The 17592-nt window shown below is 51.1% G+C and carries 11 protein-coding genes; 8 read left to right on the top strand and 3 right to left on the bottom strand.

The features are described from left to right. The first annotated feature begins 29 nt into the window (after positions 1–29). Entirely contained in the window at positions 30–1031 is a 1002-nt protein-coding gene (locus tag F0L74_RS27965) for a LacI family DNA-binding transcriptional regulator (protein WP_149841194.1), read from the top strand. Between the two features lie 2 nt (positions 1032–1033). On the opposite strand, the gene F0L74_RS27960 is transcribed toward F0L74_RS27965, so the two are convergent. Beyond that, positions 1034–2425: an amidohydrolase family protein gene (locus F0L74_RS27960; protein ID WP_149841193.1), complete on the bottom strand. Its 1392-nt coding sequence runs from the start codon at positions 2423–2425 to the stop codon at positions 1034–1036. Positions 2426–2944: 519 nt separating this feature from the next. Between F0L74_RS27960 and F0L74_RS27955 the strand changes: the two genes are divergently transcribed. From F0L74_RS27955 to F0L74_RS27930, 6 genes are all read left to right on the top strand, one after another. Continuing rightward, on the top strand, positions 2945–5935 hold the full coding sequence (locus tag F0L74_RS27955; protein WP_149841192.1) for a SusC/RagA family TonB-linked outer membrane protein: 2991 nt from the start codon (positions 2945–2947) through the stop codon (positions 5933–5935). 20 nt (positions 5936–5955) lie between these two features. Continuing rightward, positions 5956–7557, top strand: coding sequence for a RagB/SusD family nutrient uptake outer membrane protein (locus F0L74_RS27950; protein ID WP_149841191.1), 1602 nt, complete (start codon positions 5956–5958; stop codon positions 7555–7557). Between the two features lie 85 nt (positions 7558–7642). Next, on the top strand, positions 7643–9499 hold the full coding sequence (locus tag F0L74_RS27945; RefSeq protein ID WP_149841190.1) for a glycoside hydrolase family 13 protein: 1857 nt from the start codon (positions 7643–7645) through the stop codon (positions 9497–9499). Positions 9500–9510: 11 nt separating this feature from the next. Next, positions 9511–10152 (top strand): beta-phosphoglucomutase, encoded by a 642-nt coding sequence (pgmB, locus tag F0L74_RS27940; protein ID WP_149841189.1) that lies wholly within the window; start codon positions 9511–9513, stop codon positions 10150–10152. A gap of 26 nt (positions 10153–10178) precedes the next feature. Continuing rightward, on the top strand, positions 10179–12503 hold the full coding sequence (locus F0L74_RS27935) for a glycoside hydrolase family 65 protein (RefSeq protein WP_149841188.1): 2325 nt from the start codon (positions 10179–10181) through the stop codon (positions 12501–12503). A gap of 11 nt (positions 12504–12514) precedes the next feature. Further along, complete coding sequence (locus tag F0L74_RS27930) at positions 12515–13900, top strand: MFS transporter (protein ID WP_246197835.1); 1386 nt, start codon at positions 12515–12517, stop codon at positions 13898–13900. Positions 13901–13933: 33 nt separating this feature from the next. Here the strand turns inward: F0L74_RS27930 and F0L74_RS27925 are convergent, their stop codons facing one another. Further along, positions 13934–14314: a SnoaL-like domain-containing protein gene (locus tag F0L74_RS27925; RefSeq protein ID WP_246197834.1), complete on the bottom strand. Its 381-nt coding sequence runs from the start codon at positions 14312–14314 to the stop codon at positions 13934–13936. Positions 14315–14426: 112 nt separating this feature from the next. On the opposite strand from F0L74_RS27925, the gene F0L74_RS27920 reads away from it, so the two are divergent. After that, positions 14427–15302, top strand: coding sequence for a carbohydrate kinase family protein (locus F0L74_RS27920; protein WP_246197833.1), 876 nt, complete (start codon positions 14427–14429; stop codon positions 15300–15302). Here F0L74_RS27920 and F0L74_RS27915 read toward each other — a convergent pair. Next, positions 15299–17365: a glycoside hydrolase family 18 protein gene (locus F0L74_RS27915; RefSeq protein WP_188316204.1), complete on the bottom strand. Its 2067-nt coding sequence runs from the start codon at positions 17363–17365 to the stop codon at positions 15299–15301. The two genes, F0L74_RS27920 and F0L74_RS27915, sit on opposite strands and share 4 nt — an antisense overlap. Between the last annotated feature and the right edge of the window lie 227 nt (positions 17366–17592).

Raw genomic sequence — 17592 nt, 5'->3', positions numbered from 1 at the left:
TGTATTTTAGCTGCCGATAGGAAGATCGTATGGATAAGATCGATATAAAAGAACTGGCCAGGGACCTCAATTTGTCAACTTCCACTGTGTCGCGCGCCTTCCGTGGTAACAGTGATATCAATGCCCAGACAAAAGAGCGTATCCTGGCGCGGGCCCGGGAATTAAATTACCAGCCCAATCTCTATGCCAGCAGCCTCCGCGAGAAAAAGAGCAATACCATTGCCATTATAGTGCCGGAACTGGCCAATAATTTCTTTTCCCAGGCTATTAAGGGAATTGAAAAGATAGCGCGCAGTAAGGGCTACCATACCCTTATCTATGTAACGGATGATGAGTACCAGCTGGAAGTATCGTTTATAGATGATCTTTCCAATGGCCGGGTAGATGGGATCATTATGTCGGCTTCCGGGGAGTCTAAAGACCATAATTACCTCAATAAGCTAAAGAAAAAGCATATGCCCCTGGTGTTCTTTGACCGGGTGTATGATGATATAGATGTTGCCAAGGTAACCACCAATGACTATGAAAGCAGCTTTAATGCCACCAAACATCTTATTGATGCGGGTTGCGGGAAAGTGGCCTTCCTGGTGATCAACAAAAGCCTGTCCATTGGTAAAATGCGTTTGCAGGGTTATGTAGATGCGCTGGCGGCGGCAGGGATCCCATATAAAAAAGAGCTGATCATAGACTGCAGCAATGATCACAAAAAGAATTATAACATCCTTTCTAAGGTATTGACCACCATCAAACCGGATGGGTTATTTGCTTCGGTAGAGCGCCTGGCCATTGCCAGTTATTATGTATGCCAGGACCTGGGTATTAATATCCCCAAGAAGGTGAAGGTGATCAGTTTCTCCAGCCTGGAAATAGCCCCATTGCTGAACCCTTCCCTTACTACTATTACGCAGCCTGCCCGTGACCTGGGGGTGCATGCCGCGCAGCTGCTGTTCAAATCCCTGGAAAGTGGGGAGCCGGCGCATGAGCATGTGGTGCTAAAATCTAAGATCATGCCCCGCAGATCTACCATGTAAGATCATTCTGCTGCTGTTCTCCCATTTAAGCGGGTTTCCGCTACCGCTCTCCTGATCGCTTTTCCGGGCCTTGTTAATTCTAATTCGCCATTGGTGATAACGGTTACGCCGTTAATGATCACGCATTTTACGCCTGCCGCCGGGCGGTAGGGGTATACAGTGCTGGCCATACTTCTGACGGTGCCGGGGTCAAATACGATCAGGTCTGCATCCATCCCTTTTTGCAGCCGGCCTTTTTTACGTAGCTGTGGCACAGCTCTTTCCATTATACGCGCGGGTAATAACGATGATTTGCTGATGGCTTCTGAGAGGCTAAGGGCCTTGCGTTCCCGTACCCAGTAGCCCAGCAGGCGGGTATAGGTGCCTGCGCCGGCCGGTGGCGCATAAGCGTTTACGGGCAATGGCCACATATAGGCGTCTACCGGCTGGCCGGTATTGGCGTCTATCCATGGTTTACCGCCGCTGCCTATGCTGGCGCCGGGCAGTAGTACCAGCGCATCATCTATATAAGCGTCTATAGGCGTTTCTGTATAGTGGTTATTCCTGGCGGATGTGATGTAGAGCGGATATCTTACGCTGTTGCCGCCATTATTACGGGCGGTGGCGGCAATCTGGGCGGCTGCCGCGGCGGTATCGCAGGGGCCATAGGTATGCGTTTCCAGGGTAATGGGCAGGCCTTTTTCCCGGGCTTGCAGCACCAGGTTTGTAACGGTGCTGACATCCGCACTGCCAGCATAACAGAGGTGGGCGCTGCTACCAGTAGCTGCCGCCAGCGTGATGATCTGTTGCACGGTAGCTGCTTTATTGCCGGTGCATTGGAATACCGGCACTTTATATTTTGCCGCCAGCGCGTAGATAGGCCGCAGCGTAGCTGTGGCAAGATCGCCGCTGTCTATACCAATACCCGGCGCGCCATCCTGCAGGCCTTGTTCCAGGCGGGCCAGGGTGGGGGTGGCGGCGCTGTCGGCAGGGTTCCATCCTGCTGCCATCCCATAGTTAAGCACCCGGCCGGTTTGGGCCTGTGTATCATACCATTCTTTTACCGCGGCAGTACCGGCATCCAGCTCAAGCGCGGTGGTAACGCCGTCAAACACCTGCATACGGTCCGCCACAATGCTTTGCCCATGGGAGTGGAGGTCAATGAACCCCGGGGCTACTATCCAGCCGGTGGCGTTGATCATACGTTTGCCCATCAGCCTTTTGGTAGAGATAGCAGCGATGGTGCCGCCAATGATACCAATGCTTCTGCGGGCATCCAGCTTGGTTTCCGGGTCTATGACCCTGCCGCCGTTGATCACAATATCATACATGGGAGCGGACTGTGCCAGCACGCGGGGAGGGGTAAATGCTATCAATACAAGTACAAAAGCCAGGGGCAAAATGACACATTTCATGTGAATGCTGTTTTAATGGATGCTTTCAGGGTATACTGGTCAAAAAGAGTACCGGGGCATGGTTTACCCGGGTGTTAACTGGAAATTATCAAAGCGCTTATTGCATTGTCAAACATGGAATGCCGTTCTTAAATGTACGGTTATTTCCGCATATACGGGCGGAACACAAATAAGTGCGTAATTGCTTCGCAACTGCTTAGCAACGTTACTGCAACTGCATGTAAACGTTACTCCCTACCACCAAATGCGGGGTACTTTTTACATGTGGGAAAATCCCCTGTTAGCTAATTTTATCCGTAACTATCGATTGCATTTCATTTACATGCAGGCAAATCCCCTGCCAGCTTAATTTCCAGAGGTAGCTATCGATTGCAATCCAACCCTCCGCCGTAATTTTTTTTGGTGGTATCAAAATTTCCTTACCTTCGTTTTACGTTATGTAATATTTTTTTACCACGTTTCGGGAACGTTCCCGGTATCGTTCCCGAGTAAACTGAAATCTATACAAAAATTTCACAGATGCAAAAACCACGCCTCCTAAAGTATGTAGTACTGTTGTGCTGTATGGCGTTCTCCCTTATCACCTATGCACAAACAGGGACCATCAGCGGTAAAGTCACGGATGAAACAGGCCAGCCCATACCTGGCGCCGCGGTGTATATCAAAGGCACCAACCAGAACGCCATTGTTGCGCCGGACGGCAGTTTCCGGCTTACCGCCAACAACGGCCCCCTTACCATTGTAGTAAGGATGATAGGCTACCAGCCTATTGAAAGGGACATTAATGTAAACGGTATCTTACAACAGGAGTTCCAGCTTACCGCAGACACCAAAGGCCTTAACGAGGTGGTGGTAGTGGGTTATGGTACGCAAAAGAAAAGCGATCTTACCGGCTCCATCACTGCGGTTAGTTCCAAGGATTTTAACAAAGGGCCTATCACTACCCCGGAACAACTGATCATGGGTAAGGTAGCCGGCCTGCAGATCTCGTCCAACAGCGGCGCTCCCGGCGCAAACAGCAGGATCCGGATCCGTGGCGGCGCTTCCCTGAATGCCAGCAACGATCCCCTGATCGTGGTGGATGGCGTACCGCTGGATAATGCGGAAGTAAAAGGCACTTCCAACCCACTGAGCTTCATCAACCCAAATGATATAGAATCCTTCAACATCCTGAAAGATGCATCCGCCACTGCTATTTACGGCTCCCGCGCTTCCAACGGGGTGATCATCATCACCACCAAAAAAGGTAAAGCGGGCGATCAGCTGCGCGTTAATTTCAGCACGGTAAATTCCCTTTACAAAAGGGAAGGCATTGTACCGGTGCTAACCGGCGACCAGTTCCGGCAGGTGGTAAAGGAGCATGCCAATGCTGCACAGCAACAGCTGTTAGGCACGGCTAATACCAACTGGCAGGATGCATTGTATCGCACCGCTTTTGGCACCGATAATAACCTGGGCCTAAGCGGCTCTTTTAAATCGCTGCCATACCGTGTTTCAATAGGTTTCACCAAACAAGACGGTACCCTCAAGACCGGCAGCCTGCGCAGGCAATCTGCTGGTATCAACCTGAGCCCGCGCCTGTTTGATGATCACCTGAGAATAGATGTGAACGTGCGGGGCGCTATCACCAACAGCCGCTTTGCAGACCAGGACGCCATCAACGCCGCCGCGCAGTTTGATCCCACACAGCCCATCCATGTCAACAATAAATTTGGTAACTATTTTGAATGGATAGACCCTACCAGTCCGGATGGAGCGCCCTACACGCTGGCTACCCGCAACCCTTTGAGTATGCTGGAGCTGAGAACGGATAAGGGCGAAGTGAAAAGGAGCTTAGGCAATATACAGTTTGACTACAAGTTCCATTTTCTGCCGGAGCTGCGGGCTAACCTCAATTTAGGTTACGATGTTTCCAAAAGCGAAGGCCGCAACGTAATACCGGCCTATGCCGCCAATGTGTTTAACCGGGGTGGTACGGATAAAGCCTACTCCCAGACCAGGAACAACAAGCTGCTGGACTTTTACCTGAACTATACAAAGGATCTGAAAGGCATCAGCAGCCGTATAGACGCTACCGCGGGCTACTCCTACCAGGACTTTATCCGCAGCGAGCCTACCTATCCTGATCTCAATGAGAAAGGCGATACCATCAACGCGCCCGGTGTGCCGTTTAAAACACAGAACACACTGGTATCTTTTTTTGGCAGGTTAAACTACACCTTGCTGGACCGTTACCTGTTAACCGTTACAGTACGCCGCGACGGCTCTTCCCGTTTCCGGGAGCACTGGGGCACTTTCCCCTCTGCAGCCCTGGCATGGCGCATTAACCAGGAGTCTTTCCTGAAGAACGCAAAGGTGTTGTCTGATCTGAAACTCCGTATCGGTTACGGCGAAACCGGTCAGCAGGATTTTGGCGGCCTCTTGACCGATTACCCCTACCTGCCCCGTTACACCATAGGCGATCCTACGGCGCAATACCAGTTTGGCAGCCAGTACTACCTGACCTTACGCCCGGAAGGGTATGACGCCAACATTAAATGGGAAGAAACAAAGACCTATAACGTTGGCCTGGATTTCGGTTTCCTGAATAACCGGATCAACGGTAGCGTGGATTATTATATCAAGCGTACAAAAGACCTGCTGAGTGTAATACCGGTAGCAGCGGGCTCCAATCTTACCAATCAACTATTGACCAACGTAGGTAATATTGAAGCAAGGGGTTTTGAATTTACCCTGAATGCTACACCGGTGCAAACGAAAAACTTCAGCTGGGATGCCGGTTTCAACTTTACTTATAATCATGTAGAGATCACTAACCTGACCAAGGTACAGGATCCCAAAGCGCAGGGCATACCGGTGGGCACTATTGCCGGCGGTGTAGGTAATACCATACAGATCCATACGGTAGGGTATTCTCCCTTCTCTTTCTATGTGTACAAACAGATCTACAAAGATGGTACGCCGCTGGAAGGGCAGTATGAAGATCTGAACGGCGATGGCGCTATTACGCCGGATGACCGTTACCGTTATAAATCGCCCCAGCCTAAATTCCTGATGGGCTTCAACTCCCAGTTTGCTTATATGGACTGGACATTAGGCTTCTCTATGCGCGGCAGTATTGGCAACTATGTGTATAACAACCCTGCCTCCAACGGTGGCGCTTACCGGGACTTCTCCTTCCCCAACTATTTATCCAACGTATCTACCAGCATTCTGGACACAAAATTCCAGAACAGCCAGTACTTCTCTGACTACTATATAGAGAATGCTTCTTTCCTGCGTATGGATAACATTAGCCTGGGGTACAACTTTAAACACCTGTTCAGGGATAAGGTACGGCTGCGGGTATCCGCCACGGTGCAGAACGCATTTGTCATAACCGGCTATGGCGGTTTAGACCCTGAGCTGGGTAATGATAAAGTGGGCGCCAACCTGGTGGGCGAAGGTATAGACAACAAATTCTATCCCCGTCCGCGTGTATACTCACTGGGCCTGAACCTTGATTTTTAATTGAAGAAAACCGGAAAACAATGATAAAGCAATATATCAATAAATGGCTGGTAATAGGCGGGGTGGGCATCGCCACCATGCTGTCATCCTGTACCAAGGACCTGGACCGCGTGCCTTTCTATGACCAGACCTCTGCCAGCGTATATAACGATTTTGGTAACTACAAAGCCATACTGGCCAAGCTGTATGCAGGTTATGCCATCAGCGGGCAGCAGGGCCCTGCCGGCAAGCCAGACCTTACTGGTATAGACGAAGGTTTTTCCAACTACATCCGCCAGTACTGGCAGGCGCAGGAGCTGCCTACAGACGAAGCGGTGATTGCCTGGAATGATGGCACCCTGCCGGATTATCACCGGATGACCTGGACCTCCGCCAATGAGTTTATAAAAGCTACCTATGACCGTATCTTTTACGAGATAGCGGTATGTAATGAGTTTATCCGCGAAACCACGGATGATAAACTGGGCAGCCATGGCATCAGCGGCACTGACCTGGAAGAGGCCAAACATTTCCGTGCGGAAGCCCGTTTCCTGCGGGCGCTGGCTTACTGGCATGCGCTGGACCTTTTTGGTAATGTACCTTTCTCTACAGAGAATGACCAGGTAAGCGCCTCCTTTTTTCCGCCGCAGACCAGCCGGGCAAACCTGTTCAGCTATATAGAATCTGAGCTGCTGGCCATTGAGCCGGACCTGGTAGAAGCCCGTCAGAATGAATACGGCAGGGCTGATAAAGCGGCCGCCTGGATGCTGCTGGCGAAGCTGTACCTGAATGCAGAAGTTTATGCACAACAACAGAAATACACGGAAACCATTACTTATTGCAACAAGATCATCGGTGCAGGGTACACGTTGTCTGATCAGTACCGTAAACTGTTCCTGGCAGACAACAATACCTCGCCCGAGATGATCTTTACCATTACGTACGATGGCATCCGTACCAAAACATATGGCGGCATGACCTACCTGGTGCATGCGCCGGTAGGGGGGAGCATGAATGCAGCTACCTTTGGCATTAATGGCGGATGGGCCGGCCTGCGCACCACAAAGACTTTTGTAAACCTGTTTGCAGACCCTTCCGGCAACACAGATAAACGCGCTATGTTCTATAGCCCGGGGCAGTCACTGGAGATCAATGATGTTTTCACTTTTACCGATGGATATGCTATTGCCAAGTTCCGCAATGTCACCGTTACGGGGGCACAGGGCTCTGACAAAACAGGGGATTTCCCGGATACGGACTATCCCATGTTCCGCCTGGCAGATGCCTATCTAATGTATGCAGAAGCCGTATTACGCGGTGGTACGGGCGGCAGTGCCGCCACTGCGCTGCAGTATGTGAACCAGCTGCGGCAGCGCGCCTATGGCAATGCCAGCGGTAACATTACCAGCGGACAGCTTACCCTTGACTTTATCTTAGCAGAAAGAGGCCGTGAGCTGCATTGGGAAGGGCACCGCCGTACAGACCTGATCCGCTTTGGCAAATTTACCAGCGCTACTTACCTGTGGCCCTGGAAAGGCAATGTAAAGGAGGGTAGAGGCGTGGAAGATTTCCGTACGCTGTATCCTATCCCCGCCGCCGACAGGACCGCTAACCCGAATCTAAACCAGAACACAGGATATTAAACAATGTAAGGATGTGCAGATGTGCGGATATGCAAATTCAATCATCTGCACATCTGCACATTCGCACATCCGCACATCATTGATTATGGCCAGACTGAAAATTTGCCTACTGACGATCACGATCTTTTTATTATCCGGCGCCACCCTGTTTGCCCAGCTGCCGGCCCTGGAACGTATTGAACCCGCTTTTTGGTGGACGGGGATGCACAACCCTGTGTTGCAGCTGATCGTACATGGCGATAAGATTGCGGAGCGTAACGTACAGCTGGATTACCCGGGCGTTACATTAAAAGAAGTGCATAAAGTGGAAAATCCTAATTACCTGTTTGTGGACCTGGAGATCGGTGCATCGGCAAAGCCGGGCTCTATGCAGCTCCGCTTCAGCAAAACGGGCGCAAAGGAGATCCGTTATGAGTATGCATTGAAAGCCCGTGATAACGCTGCCAGGGCGCAGGGCGTTACCAACAAGGACCTGGTATACCTGATCATGCCGGACCGTTTTGCCAACGGGGATAAAACCAATGATATCGTAAAGGGGATGCAGCAAACCACCCTTAACCGCGACTCAATGTACTACCGCCATGGCGGCGATCTGCAGGGCATTATCGATCACCTGGATTATCTGCAGGACCTGGGTATTACCGCATTATGGCTCAACCCGGTGCTGGAGAACGACCAGCCTTCCGCCTCCTATCATGGTTATGCCGCTACAGAGAACTACCGCATAGACCGGCGTTATGGCAATAACGAGCTGTATAAAAAACTGGTGGATGAGCTGCATAAACGCGGTATGAAAATGATCCAGGACCTGGTGCACAATCATATTGGCAGCCGGCACTGGACCATGCTGGATCTGCCTTCTAAAGACTGGGTGCATCAATGGCCCGTGTTTACAAGATCTAATTTCCGGGAACAACCGTTGTTTGATCCTTATGCTGCCGCCGCAGATAAAAAATTAATGACGGATGGCTGGTTTGATACGCATATGCCAGATATGAACCAGGCCAACCCTTATGTACGCAACTACTTTACGCAAAGCCATATCTGGTGGATAGAATATGCCGGTGTAGACGGTTTCCGCCTGGATACCTATGGCTATAACGATGCCGCCTATATGCAGGAATGGGGGAAAGCCGTAAAAGCGGAATACCCGCAGCTGAGTTTCTTTGGAGAGACCTTTGTGCATGGCGTGCCTAACCAGGCGGTATTTACACAAGGCAATACCATTAACCGCGGTTTTGACACAGACCTGCCCGGCGTAACAGATTTCCAGTTCCTCTGGGCCATGACAGACCTGGTGAATACTAAGACCAGCGCGCAGGATGGCGTAGCGGGTTTATATAACACCCTTTCCAATGATTTTGTATACCAGGATGCCACGCGCAATGTGACCTTCCTGGATAATCATGACCTGAGCCGTTTCTTTTCCGTAGCAGGAGAGAATATACCAAAGTATAAACTGGCGTTGGGTTGTTTACTCACCACCCGCGGTATTCCGCAGTTATACTATGGCGCAGAGATACTGATGAAGAATTTCAGTAACCCGGATGGGCTGGTACGCGAAGACTTTAAAGGCGGCTGGCAAGGTGACAGCGTGAACAAATTCCAGCCGGCCGGCCGTACCGCTGCAGAGAATGAGGTGTTTGATTATGTGCATAAGCTGGCCAATTACCGTAAGCAGGACAGCGTATTACAAACCGGCCGCCTGATGCAGTATGTGCCGGAAAAAGGGATGTATGTATACTTCCGTTATAATGATCACAAGACCGTCATGATCATCGTTAACGCCAACGATAAGGAACAAAGCCTGGTTACCCAACGCTTTACAGAACGGTTGCAGCAGTTCAGCCACGCAACTGATATCATCACCGGAAAAGAACAATCCATTACGGGCACTATAACCGTACCAGCATTAACTACACAGGTGCTGGAGCTTAAGTAAAAGAAAGGATTATGAGCATAGCGGCATGCATTTTTGACCTGGACGGTGTGATCGTAGACACCGCCGTTTACCACTATCAGGCATGGAAACGCCTGGCTAATGAGCTGGGGTTTGATTTTACAGAAACGCAGAACGAGCGTCTTAAAGGCATTAGCAGGGTACGATCCCTGCAGCTGATGCTGGAATGGGGCGGTATACAGAAAACGCCGGAAGAGCAGCAGGTACTGGCCACGCGTAAGAATGACTGGTATGTGAACATGATCAACCGTATGACGCCGCAGGAGATCCTGCCCGGCGTATTACCATTCTTACAACAATGCAGGGCGGCCGGTATAAAAACCGCTTTAGGCTCTGCCAGCAAGAATGCGCATACCATCCTGGAACGCACGGGACTACTGCCCTTATTTGATGTGGTGGTAGACGGTAACGCCGTTACCGCCTCTAAACCTGATCCGGAAGTCTTTCTGCGCTGCGCGGCATTGCTGGGCATCACGCCTGACCGCTGCGTGGTATTTGAAGACGCCGTGGCGGGTATTGAAGCCGCCAAAGCCGCCGGTATGAAGGCCATAGGCATAGGCGAGTCCACTGTATTAACAGGCGCGGATGAAGTAGTGGCCGGCCTGTATGAAATGAACCTGGAACAACTCTCTTAGTTAACATGTGACGCCAACAGTAACATATGAAACATTATATCAAGGTAGATGAATGGAACATTATTGAGGAAGGATTTGACCCTCATCTGAACAAGGTATCCGAAAGCCTGTTCAGTATTGGCAATGGCCGTATGGGCCAGCGCGCCAATTTTGAGGAGGCTTATTCCGGCGAAAGCCTGCCCGGTAATTATGTTGCGGGGGTATATTATCCTGATAAAACGCGGGTAGGATGGTGGAAGAACGGTTACCCGGAATACTTTGCCAAAGTGCTCAATGCCGCCAACTGGATAGGCATCGATATCCGTATCAATGACGAGGTGCTGGACCTGCATAACTGTACCGTACGTAATTTTCGCCGCGTGCTGAACATGAAGGCCGGTTACCTGGAGCGTTCTTTTACGGCCACCCTGCCCAGCGGTAAACAGCTGCAGGTGCATACGCAGCGTTTCTGCAGCATTGTGGATGATGAAGCAGGCGCTATCCGCTACGCCATAACGCCCATTAATTTTGATGGGCAGCTGACCATCACCCCATTTATAGACGGCGATGTAAAGAACCAGGACGCCAACTACGATGAAAAGTTCTGGGAAGAAGTGCAGCGCGAAGCCATGGAAGGCGCTGCCTACCTGACCATGCGCACAAAAAAGACGGGTTTTGAAGTATGCACGGGCATGCGTTTCCAGGTGTACAGGGATGGTTTGCCGTCAGAATCGCCCATGCTGCCGGTAGAAGCGGAGAAATATGTAGCCAGCCGGGTAGTGCTGTCTGCCAGGAGCGGGGAGGAGATCATGATCCTGAAATATGCCGCTAACCTATCCTCAGAGAACCATGCAAAAGACGCGCTTAAGAGCGCCTGCCACCAGGTGGTGGAACAGGCGTTTATAAAAGGGTTTGACCAGATGCTGCAAGAGCAGGCAGCCGCCTGGGCGCATAAATGGGAGGAGAGCGATATCGTGATCAGCGGTGATGCCGCGGCGCAACAGGGTATCCGGTTCAATATCTTTCAGCTGCACCAGACCTACACCGGCGAAGACGCCCGCCTGAACATAGGCCCCAAAGGTTTTACAGGGGAGAAATACGGCGGCGCCGCCTACTGGGACACGGAAGCCTATTGTATACCATTTTACCTGGCCACGGCAGACCCGCAGGTAGCGCGCAACCTGCTGCTGTACCGTTACCGCCATTTGCCCAAAGCCATAGAGAACGCGGCTAAGCTGGGTTTTACCCATGGCGCGGCCCTGTATCCCATGGTGACGATGAATGGGGAAGAATGCCATAACGAATGGGAGATCACTTTTGAAGAGATCCATCGCAACGGCGCTATTGCCTTTGCCATCTTTAATTATATCCGTTATACCGGCGATGCGCTTTACCTGGCGGATCACGGGCTGGAGGTGCTGATCGCCGTTGCCCGTTTCTGGGCGCAGCGCGTAAACTGGAGCCAGGACCGGGAACGGTATGTAATGTTGGGCGTAACCGGCCCCAATGAATATGAGAACAATGTAAATAATAACTGGTATACCAATACCATGGCCGCCTGGTGCCTGGAGTATGCGCTGGAAGCGCTGGAGCAGGTGCAACGCCAGGCGCCGGATAAGTATATGGAGGTGATCATGCGTACTTATTTCCGCGAGCAGGATGAAATGGCAAAATGGCGGCATATCATCAGCCATATGTATTACCCGGCAGATGAAACGCTGGGCGTGTTCCTGCAGCAGGATGGTTACCTGGATAAAGAGCAGGTGCTGGCCAGGGACCTGGATCCCGCACAAAGGCCCCTGAACCAGCATTGGAGCTGGGACCGCATCCTGCGCTCCTGTTTTATTAAACAGGCGGATGTATTGCAGGGCCTTTATTTCCTGGAAGACCGGTTTGATGAGGAGACCCTGCGCCGGAATTTCGATTTCTATGAGCCGCGCACCGTGCACGAAAGTTCTTTATCGCCTTGTGTGCATGCTATCCTGGCGGCAAAGCTGGGGGATGAGCAGCGGGCTTACGAGTTTTACCTGCGTACCTCCCGCCTGGACCTGGATGATTATAACAACGATACGGAAGATGGTTTGCACATCACTTCCATGGCAGGCACCTGGATGAGCGTAGTAGAAGGTTTTGCCGGTATGCGGGTGCGGAACGGGCGGCTCAGCTTTGCGCCTTTCCTGCCGGCTAAATGGCAGTCCTTTGCGTTTAAGATCCGTTTCCGGGGCGCGCTGTTAAAGATATCGGTAGATAAGCGCGGCGTACAACTGGTGAACCGCTCAGACCGGGAGATCAATGTGACGCTGTATAACGGCGAGTTTACTTTAAAAGGGCAATCGCAGGTGTTTGTAAGCAGTGAAGGAATAAAAGCATAAATTCAATTATCATGATGGCGACTGCGCTAAAGCCGAAGATGAACCTCCGGCAGATCTGGAATATGAGCGTTGGCTTCCTGGGCATCCAGTTTGGATTTGCCCTGCAGAATGGCAATGCGTCCCGCATCCTGCAGACCTTTGGCGCGGATGTGGAGCACCTGTCGCTTTTCTGGCTGGCCGCGCCGCTGACGGGTATGATCGTGCAACCTATCATCGGCCATTATAGCGACCGTACCTGGAACCGGTTAGGACGGCGCAAACCTTATTTCCTGTTTGGCGCGCTGGCGGCTGCTTTAGCATTGATGCTGTTGCCCAATGCGGGCGTGATCACGGCCGTGTTGCCGCCCATATTAATAGGCGCCGGTATGCTCATGATCATGGACGCTTCCATAAACGTAGCCATGGAGCCATTCCGCGCGCTGGTGGCGGATAACCTGCCGGATGCGCAGCGGAGTACCGGGTTCTGTGTACAGACCTTCCTGATCGGCGTAGGGGCCGTAGCCGGTTCCTGGTTGCCTTACCTGTTGGCGGAATATGGCGGCATCTCCAAAACTGCGCCTGCCGGCCAGGTGCCGGATAATGTGATCTACTCTTTTTACATAGGCGCTGCGGTGCTGGTGGGGGCTATTGTGTGGACGGTGGTCACTACCCGGGAGTACTCCCCGGAAGAGCATGCGCGTTTTACGCCCGCGGAGGCGGAGACAACGTCCGCCCCTAAAGGTTTAAGCGCCATCTTTAAGGATTTCTCTGCCATGCCGGCCGCTATGCGGCGCTTAGGGCTGGTGCAGTTCTTTTCCTGGTTTGCGCTGTTCTCCATGTGGGTATTTACCACGCCGGCTATTGCGCAGCATGTATATAATGTATTACCAGGGGATACGTCTTCAGAAAGATTTGCGGACGCCGGCAACCAGGTAGGCGTATTGTTTGGTGTATATAATGGCGTATCTGCTATCTATGCATTATGCCTGCCTGCATTGGTACGGTTGACCAGCCGCAAGATCACACACGCTATTTCTCTAACGCTGGGCGGTCTGAGCCTTATCTGGATCTATTTTATCCATACCCCCGGTATGCTCATTTACCCCATGGTGGGTATTGGGCTGGCATGGGCCAGCATCCTTTCTATGCCGTATGCCATGTTATCAAGCGTGCTGCCTGTAAAAAAGATGGGGGTGTATATGGGGATCTTCAATTTCTTTATAACTTTTCCGCAGATCGTAAATGGCTTGTTTGGCGGTCTTATTGTAAAACATCTTTTTAACGGCAAGGCTATATATGCATTGACCCTGGCGGGTGTGTGTATGTTATGCGCCGCTATCGCCGTATTATATGTGAAGGATGCGCAGCCGCAACGGCTAAAAATAGAAAAGGATGAGCCTGTAGCTTTGCCGCTATAGGCGCATCCTTTTTGTTTGCTGGTGGGAGGTCTCTTACATAAAGAACTCTTCTGAGATCACTTTGCCATCCTTTACCTTGTACACGCATAATTCAGACATCTTCATACGGCCCATTTCTTTCATGGTAACATCCATCATCAATACCATGGCAAAGCTGTTATCAGCTACTACCGGGTCAGTAACGCTGCCACCGTGCATTTCCTCAACCATGGATTGAAATTTCTCCCCTTTTTCCAGGATGGCCTGCAGGCCTTTTGTTTCCTTCTCAAACTGAGGTGTGGCTTCCGGTTCAATGCTAACAACATCCTCTGCATACAATTCCTTTTGCGCGGTCTCAAAATCACCTTTACGGCAAAGCTCTACCAGGCGGTCGGCAATTTGCTGGGTGGTCATTGTCATTTGTTGTGTGGTCATGATGGGTAATTTTTGGAGTGATACAAAAAGTGTAGAGGCACAAAATTACTGCCATTTATTGGTACCGTATTACATTATGATGTTAATAATTTGTTTTCCTATCTTCATGTCTATGTTTAACATCATATGTTTTGGCGAAATGTTATGGGATGTGCTCCCTGATAAGGAGCTGCCCGGCGGCGCGCCGGTAAATGCCGCTTACCATCTGCAAAAACTGGGACAACAGGTGGCTGTTATCTCCCGGGTGGGCAATGATGATCATGGCAGGGGCCTGCTATCACTATTGCGCGATAACCATCTTTCAACTGCGTATGTGCAGCAGGATACCACGCATCCCACGGGCAGCGTGCTGGCGCAGCCGATCAGCGACCATGATGTGGAGTATACCTTTGTTTACCCGGTAGCCTGGGATTTTATTGAATGGCAGCCCGCCCTGGAAGGGCTTTTGCAGCAGGCTGGTTATATGGTGTTTGGCACCCTGGCCGCGCGGGACGAAGTAACGGCCGCTACACTTGATAAGTTGTTACAATCCGGTATAAAGAAGGTGTTGGATGTTAACCTGCGGCCGCCGCATTTTACACAGGAACAGCTGGTAAAGTTCATGCAGCGTTGTGATATACTAAAGCTGAATGCTGCGGAGCTGGAGCTGATCAGCAGCTGGTCCGGCGAGTTCCAGACAAAAAAAGACAAAGTGCAGGCCATCTCTAAGGAATATAATATACCTGTTATTATAGTTACCATGGGTGGGGAAGGCGCCATGCTGTACATGCATGGGCAATTCTTTACACATCCCGGGTTTAAGATCCAGGTGGCGGACACCATTGGCAGTGGCGATGCTTTCCTGGCAGGTTTCCTGAGCAGCCTGATACAAGGCCGCTCGCCGGAGCATTGCCTGGCATTTGCCAATGCTACCGGCGCGCTGGTGGCGTCCCGTTCCGGCGGACAACCCGCCTACGATATTTCCGAAGTGGAGGCCCTGATCGGTTAAGGGATCTCATCCCTTTTAAGCAGTGGCAGGATCAGGAACCGGGTAGATACGAGCCCGATGATAAAACCACCGCCCAGGATGGTGAGTATAGTGTTCAGCGGTATGCTGTGACATTTACCCGGTTCATCAGAAATACCCAGCCATGGCAGTTGTTTGTTAAGGAAGATGGCCATGGCCCCGGTGATCACTAATAGGCATGTTAGTACGATGAGCGCGATCAATGCCAGCTTTTTCCATTTCCAGTCATCGCCATAATTGCGTACGCCCAGTATATATAATACCGCGGTAAGTATCACCAGGATCAAAAAGATCCAGGCGGCGTATTTGAAATATACATCGCCTTCATAGTCGGAGGCTTTTACAGAACAGGGGTTCTGGAACATTTCCTTATAGGCGGTAAGCTCCCGCATGACCCTTGTCCAGAAGGTTTCCGGTACAATGGGCACTGATTTCTGGTATACCGTATCTATGGTCACAAATTTATAGGTCAACTCATCCCACAGATCGCCATAACCATCATCTGCGCCCAGGGTCCAGATGGCCAGGCCACCCAGGCCGTTGTCGAGGATATAGTCATATTTGGGGGCCAGGGTAGTGCAGTCATCGAACCAGATCTCTCCCGTTACATCGCCATCGCTGTTCTTTATTTCAATAAGGGCAGATTCTTCTGTTTCATCATACATCAGCGAATCGTCTGCATACTTATTCATGATATCGCTGTAGCTGATATAACCCTTAAACACATCCGGGCCGCCGCTGAGGCTTTTGCTCCACACCGCCCCATAGTTGGGCATCATCAATATGTATTTGGAGGATGGGATATCCTTTGACAGGTAAAGGTAGCGGGACATAGTGCCGGAGATGGACAGCGCCGGGCTGCCGCCTTTGAGCGGGGTAAGCGGGCCGGCCACTTTACTGTTCACTTGTGTAAAATCAACCAGGAAAAAACTAACCGCCTGGTTCATGGCCGGCAGGTCGTACACCTGCTGCCGGTCAAAGGAGGGGATCACTATGTTCACGGAGTAGTTGGCCTGGTACGTGCGCAGATGGCCGGAGAGTGTGTTAATAAAATTGCTGAGGGCAGCGCGCTGCTCCTGTTTCACCTGGCGGAAATAAATGATCACGCCATTGCCCTGCAGCTCATGCAGTACGCTGGCCAGGGTGTCTGCCAGCAGCAGCTGTACATCCGGTTGTTGCAGCAGCGCGGAGATGTTAAGACTATCGTTGTCGGATATGATAAGTTGTACATTACAGCCTGCTTTGTGCGCTGCCTGTACGGCATGCAGGCTATCCATGTTAAAGCTTCTGTACAGGCGGCCGGTGCGGCCGTTGATGGTGCAGCCCAACAGGCCCATGCTGGAGAGCGCGCTATAGTTATAGCGGGCAGACTGGGCATCCATCGTTAGCGGCTGTATACCGGTAATGTTTACTTTCTGTGTAAGCTTAAGGGTATAGAGTATATCTACGGAGTCTTCGCGGAGGGTGTCCACCCGGTTACTGCTTCTGCCGTACACCTCCCTGATCTGTTTTAGTTTTTCTGCTTTTGCTTTTTCGGCCGGGGCCATGTCTTCATTCTGCTGGAGGATGGGCACCATCTTATTCACCAGGGCGTCCAGGTCGCTTTCCTGTTGTGTAGGCGCGGGCGCGGGGGCCGGCTCCGGCTCCTTTGCGGGCTCCGGCTCTTTCTCCGGCGGCGCAGCCTGTTGTTCTGCGGCCAGCGCTTCCAGCATGGATTTTAAGGAATCAAAATGTTGATTCTCTGCTTTGGATAATTGCTCATTGAGCGCCTGTATATCACGCGAGGTTACCACCAGGGAGTCGGAGAGGATCTGGTTGATGATGGCCACCACCCTTTCCTGTTCCTTTGCCCGGGCGTTTTTCCTGAACTGGAATACGCTTAGTATACGCTGTATAAGTTTGGCTTTTACCGCGGTATCTGCAGGCAGTTTAGGCGCGCTCACCTTAGGGGCACTCACCTTAGGCATCTTGGGCGCGCTTATCTTGTCAGGCATTTTCAGCTGACCATAGGTATCAGGTATGCACAGGTGCAGCAGGACAATCATGCATAGGCACCCCACTAACATTTTGAGGGGACTCATAGGTCTAATTATATAAAAAATAGAGAATTAAATTTTAAAGAAAAACTTTTAAATTATTTTTCAACCAACTATATTGTGGCCCGATAGGGTGGCAGTTACTGTCCTTTTACTTGCTGCAACCTTGTCTTTTTTCTCAGTACTCAAAATAACCAATTACAACGTAAACTTAACAAAAGTACCTTACCTATCTG

The organism is Chitinophaga agrisoli, from assembly GCF_008386695.1.
In the GTDB taxonomy this organism is placed as follows: Bacteria; Bacteroidota; Bacteroidia; order Chitinophagales; family Chitinophagaceae; genus Chitinophaga; species Chitinophaga agrisoli.
This window is presented reverse-complemented; position numbering and strand designations above follow the sequence as displayed.

What these genes read in the sequence shown, in the direction of transcription:
- F0L74_RS27965 (WP_149841194.1), top strand. Translation starts at nt 30, where the DNA reads ATGGATAAGATCGATATAAAAGAACTGGCCAGGGACCTCAATTTGTCA.
- F0L74_RS27960 (WP_149841193.1), bottom strand. Translation starts at nt 2,425, where the DNA reads ATGAAATGTGTCATTTTGCCCCTGGCTTTTGTACTTGTATTGATAGCA.
- F0L74_RS27955 (WP_149841192.1), top strand. Translation starts at nt 2,945, where the DNA reads ATGCAAAAACCACGCCTCCTAAAGTATGTAGTACTGTTGTGCTGTATG.
- F0L74_RS27950 (WP_149841191.1), top strand. Translation starts at nt 5,956, where the DNA reads ATGATAAAGCAATATATCAATAAATGGCTGGTAATAGGCGGGGTGGGC.
- F0L74_RS27945 (WP_149841190.1), top strand. Translation starts at nt 7,643, where the DNA reads ATGGCCAGACTGAAAATTTGCCTACTGACGATCACGATCTTTTTATTA.
- pgmB (WP_149841189.1), top strand. Translation starts at nt 9,511, where the DNA reads ATGAGCATAGCGGCATGCATTTTTGACCTGGACGGTGTGATCGTAGAC.
- F0L74_RS27935 (WP_149841188.1), top strand. Translation starts at nt 10,179, where the DNA reads ATGAAACATTATATCAAGGTAGATGAATGGAACATTATTGAGGAAGGA.
- F0L74_RS27930 (WP_246197835.1), top strand. Translation starts at nt 12,515, where the DNA reads ATGATGGCGACTGCGCTAAAGCCGAAGATGAACCTCCGGCAGATCTGG.
- F0L74_RS27925 (WP_246197834.1), bottom strand. Translation starts at nt 14,314, where the DNA reads ATGACCACACAACAAATGACAATGACCACCCAGCAAATTGCCGACCGC.
- F0L74_RS27920 (WP_246197833.1), top strand. Translation starts at nt 14,427, where the DNA reads ATGTTTAACATCATATGTTTTGGCGAAATGTTATGGGATGTGCTCCCT.
- F0L74_RS27915 (WP_188316204.1), bottom strand. Translation starts at nt 17,365, where the DNA reads ATGATTGTCCTGCTGCACCTGTGCATACCTGATACCTATGGTCAGCTG.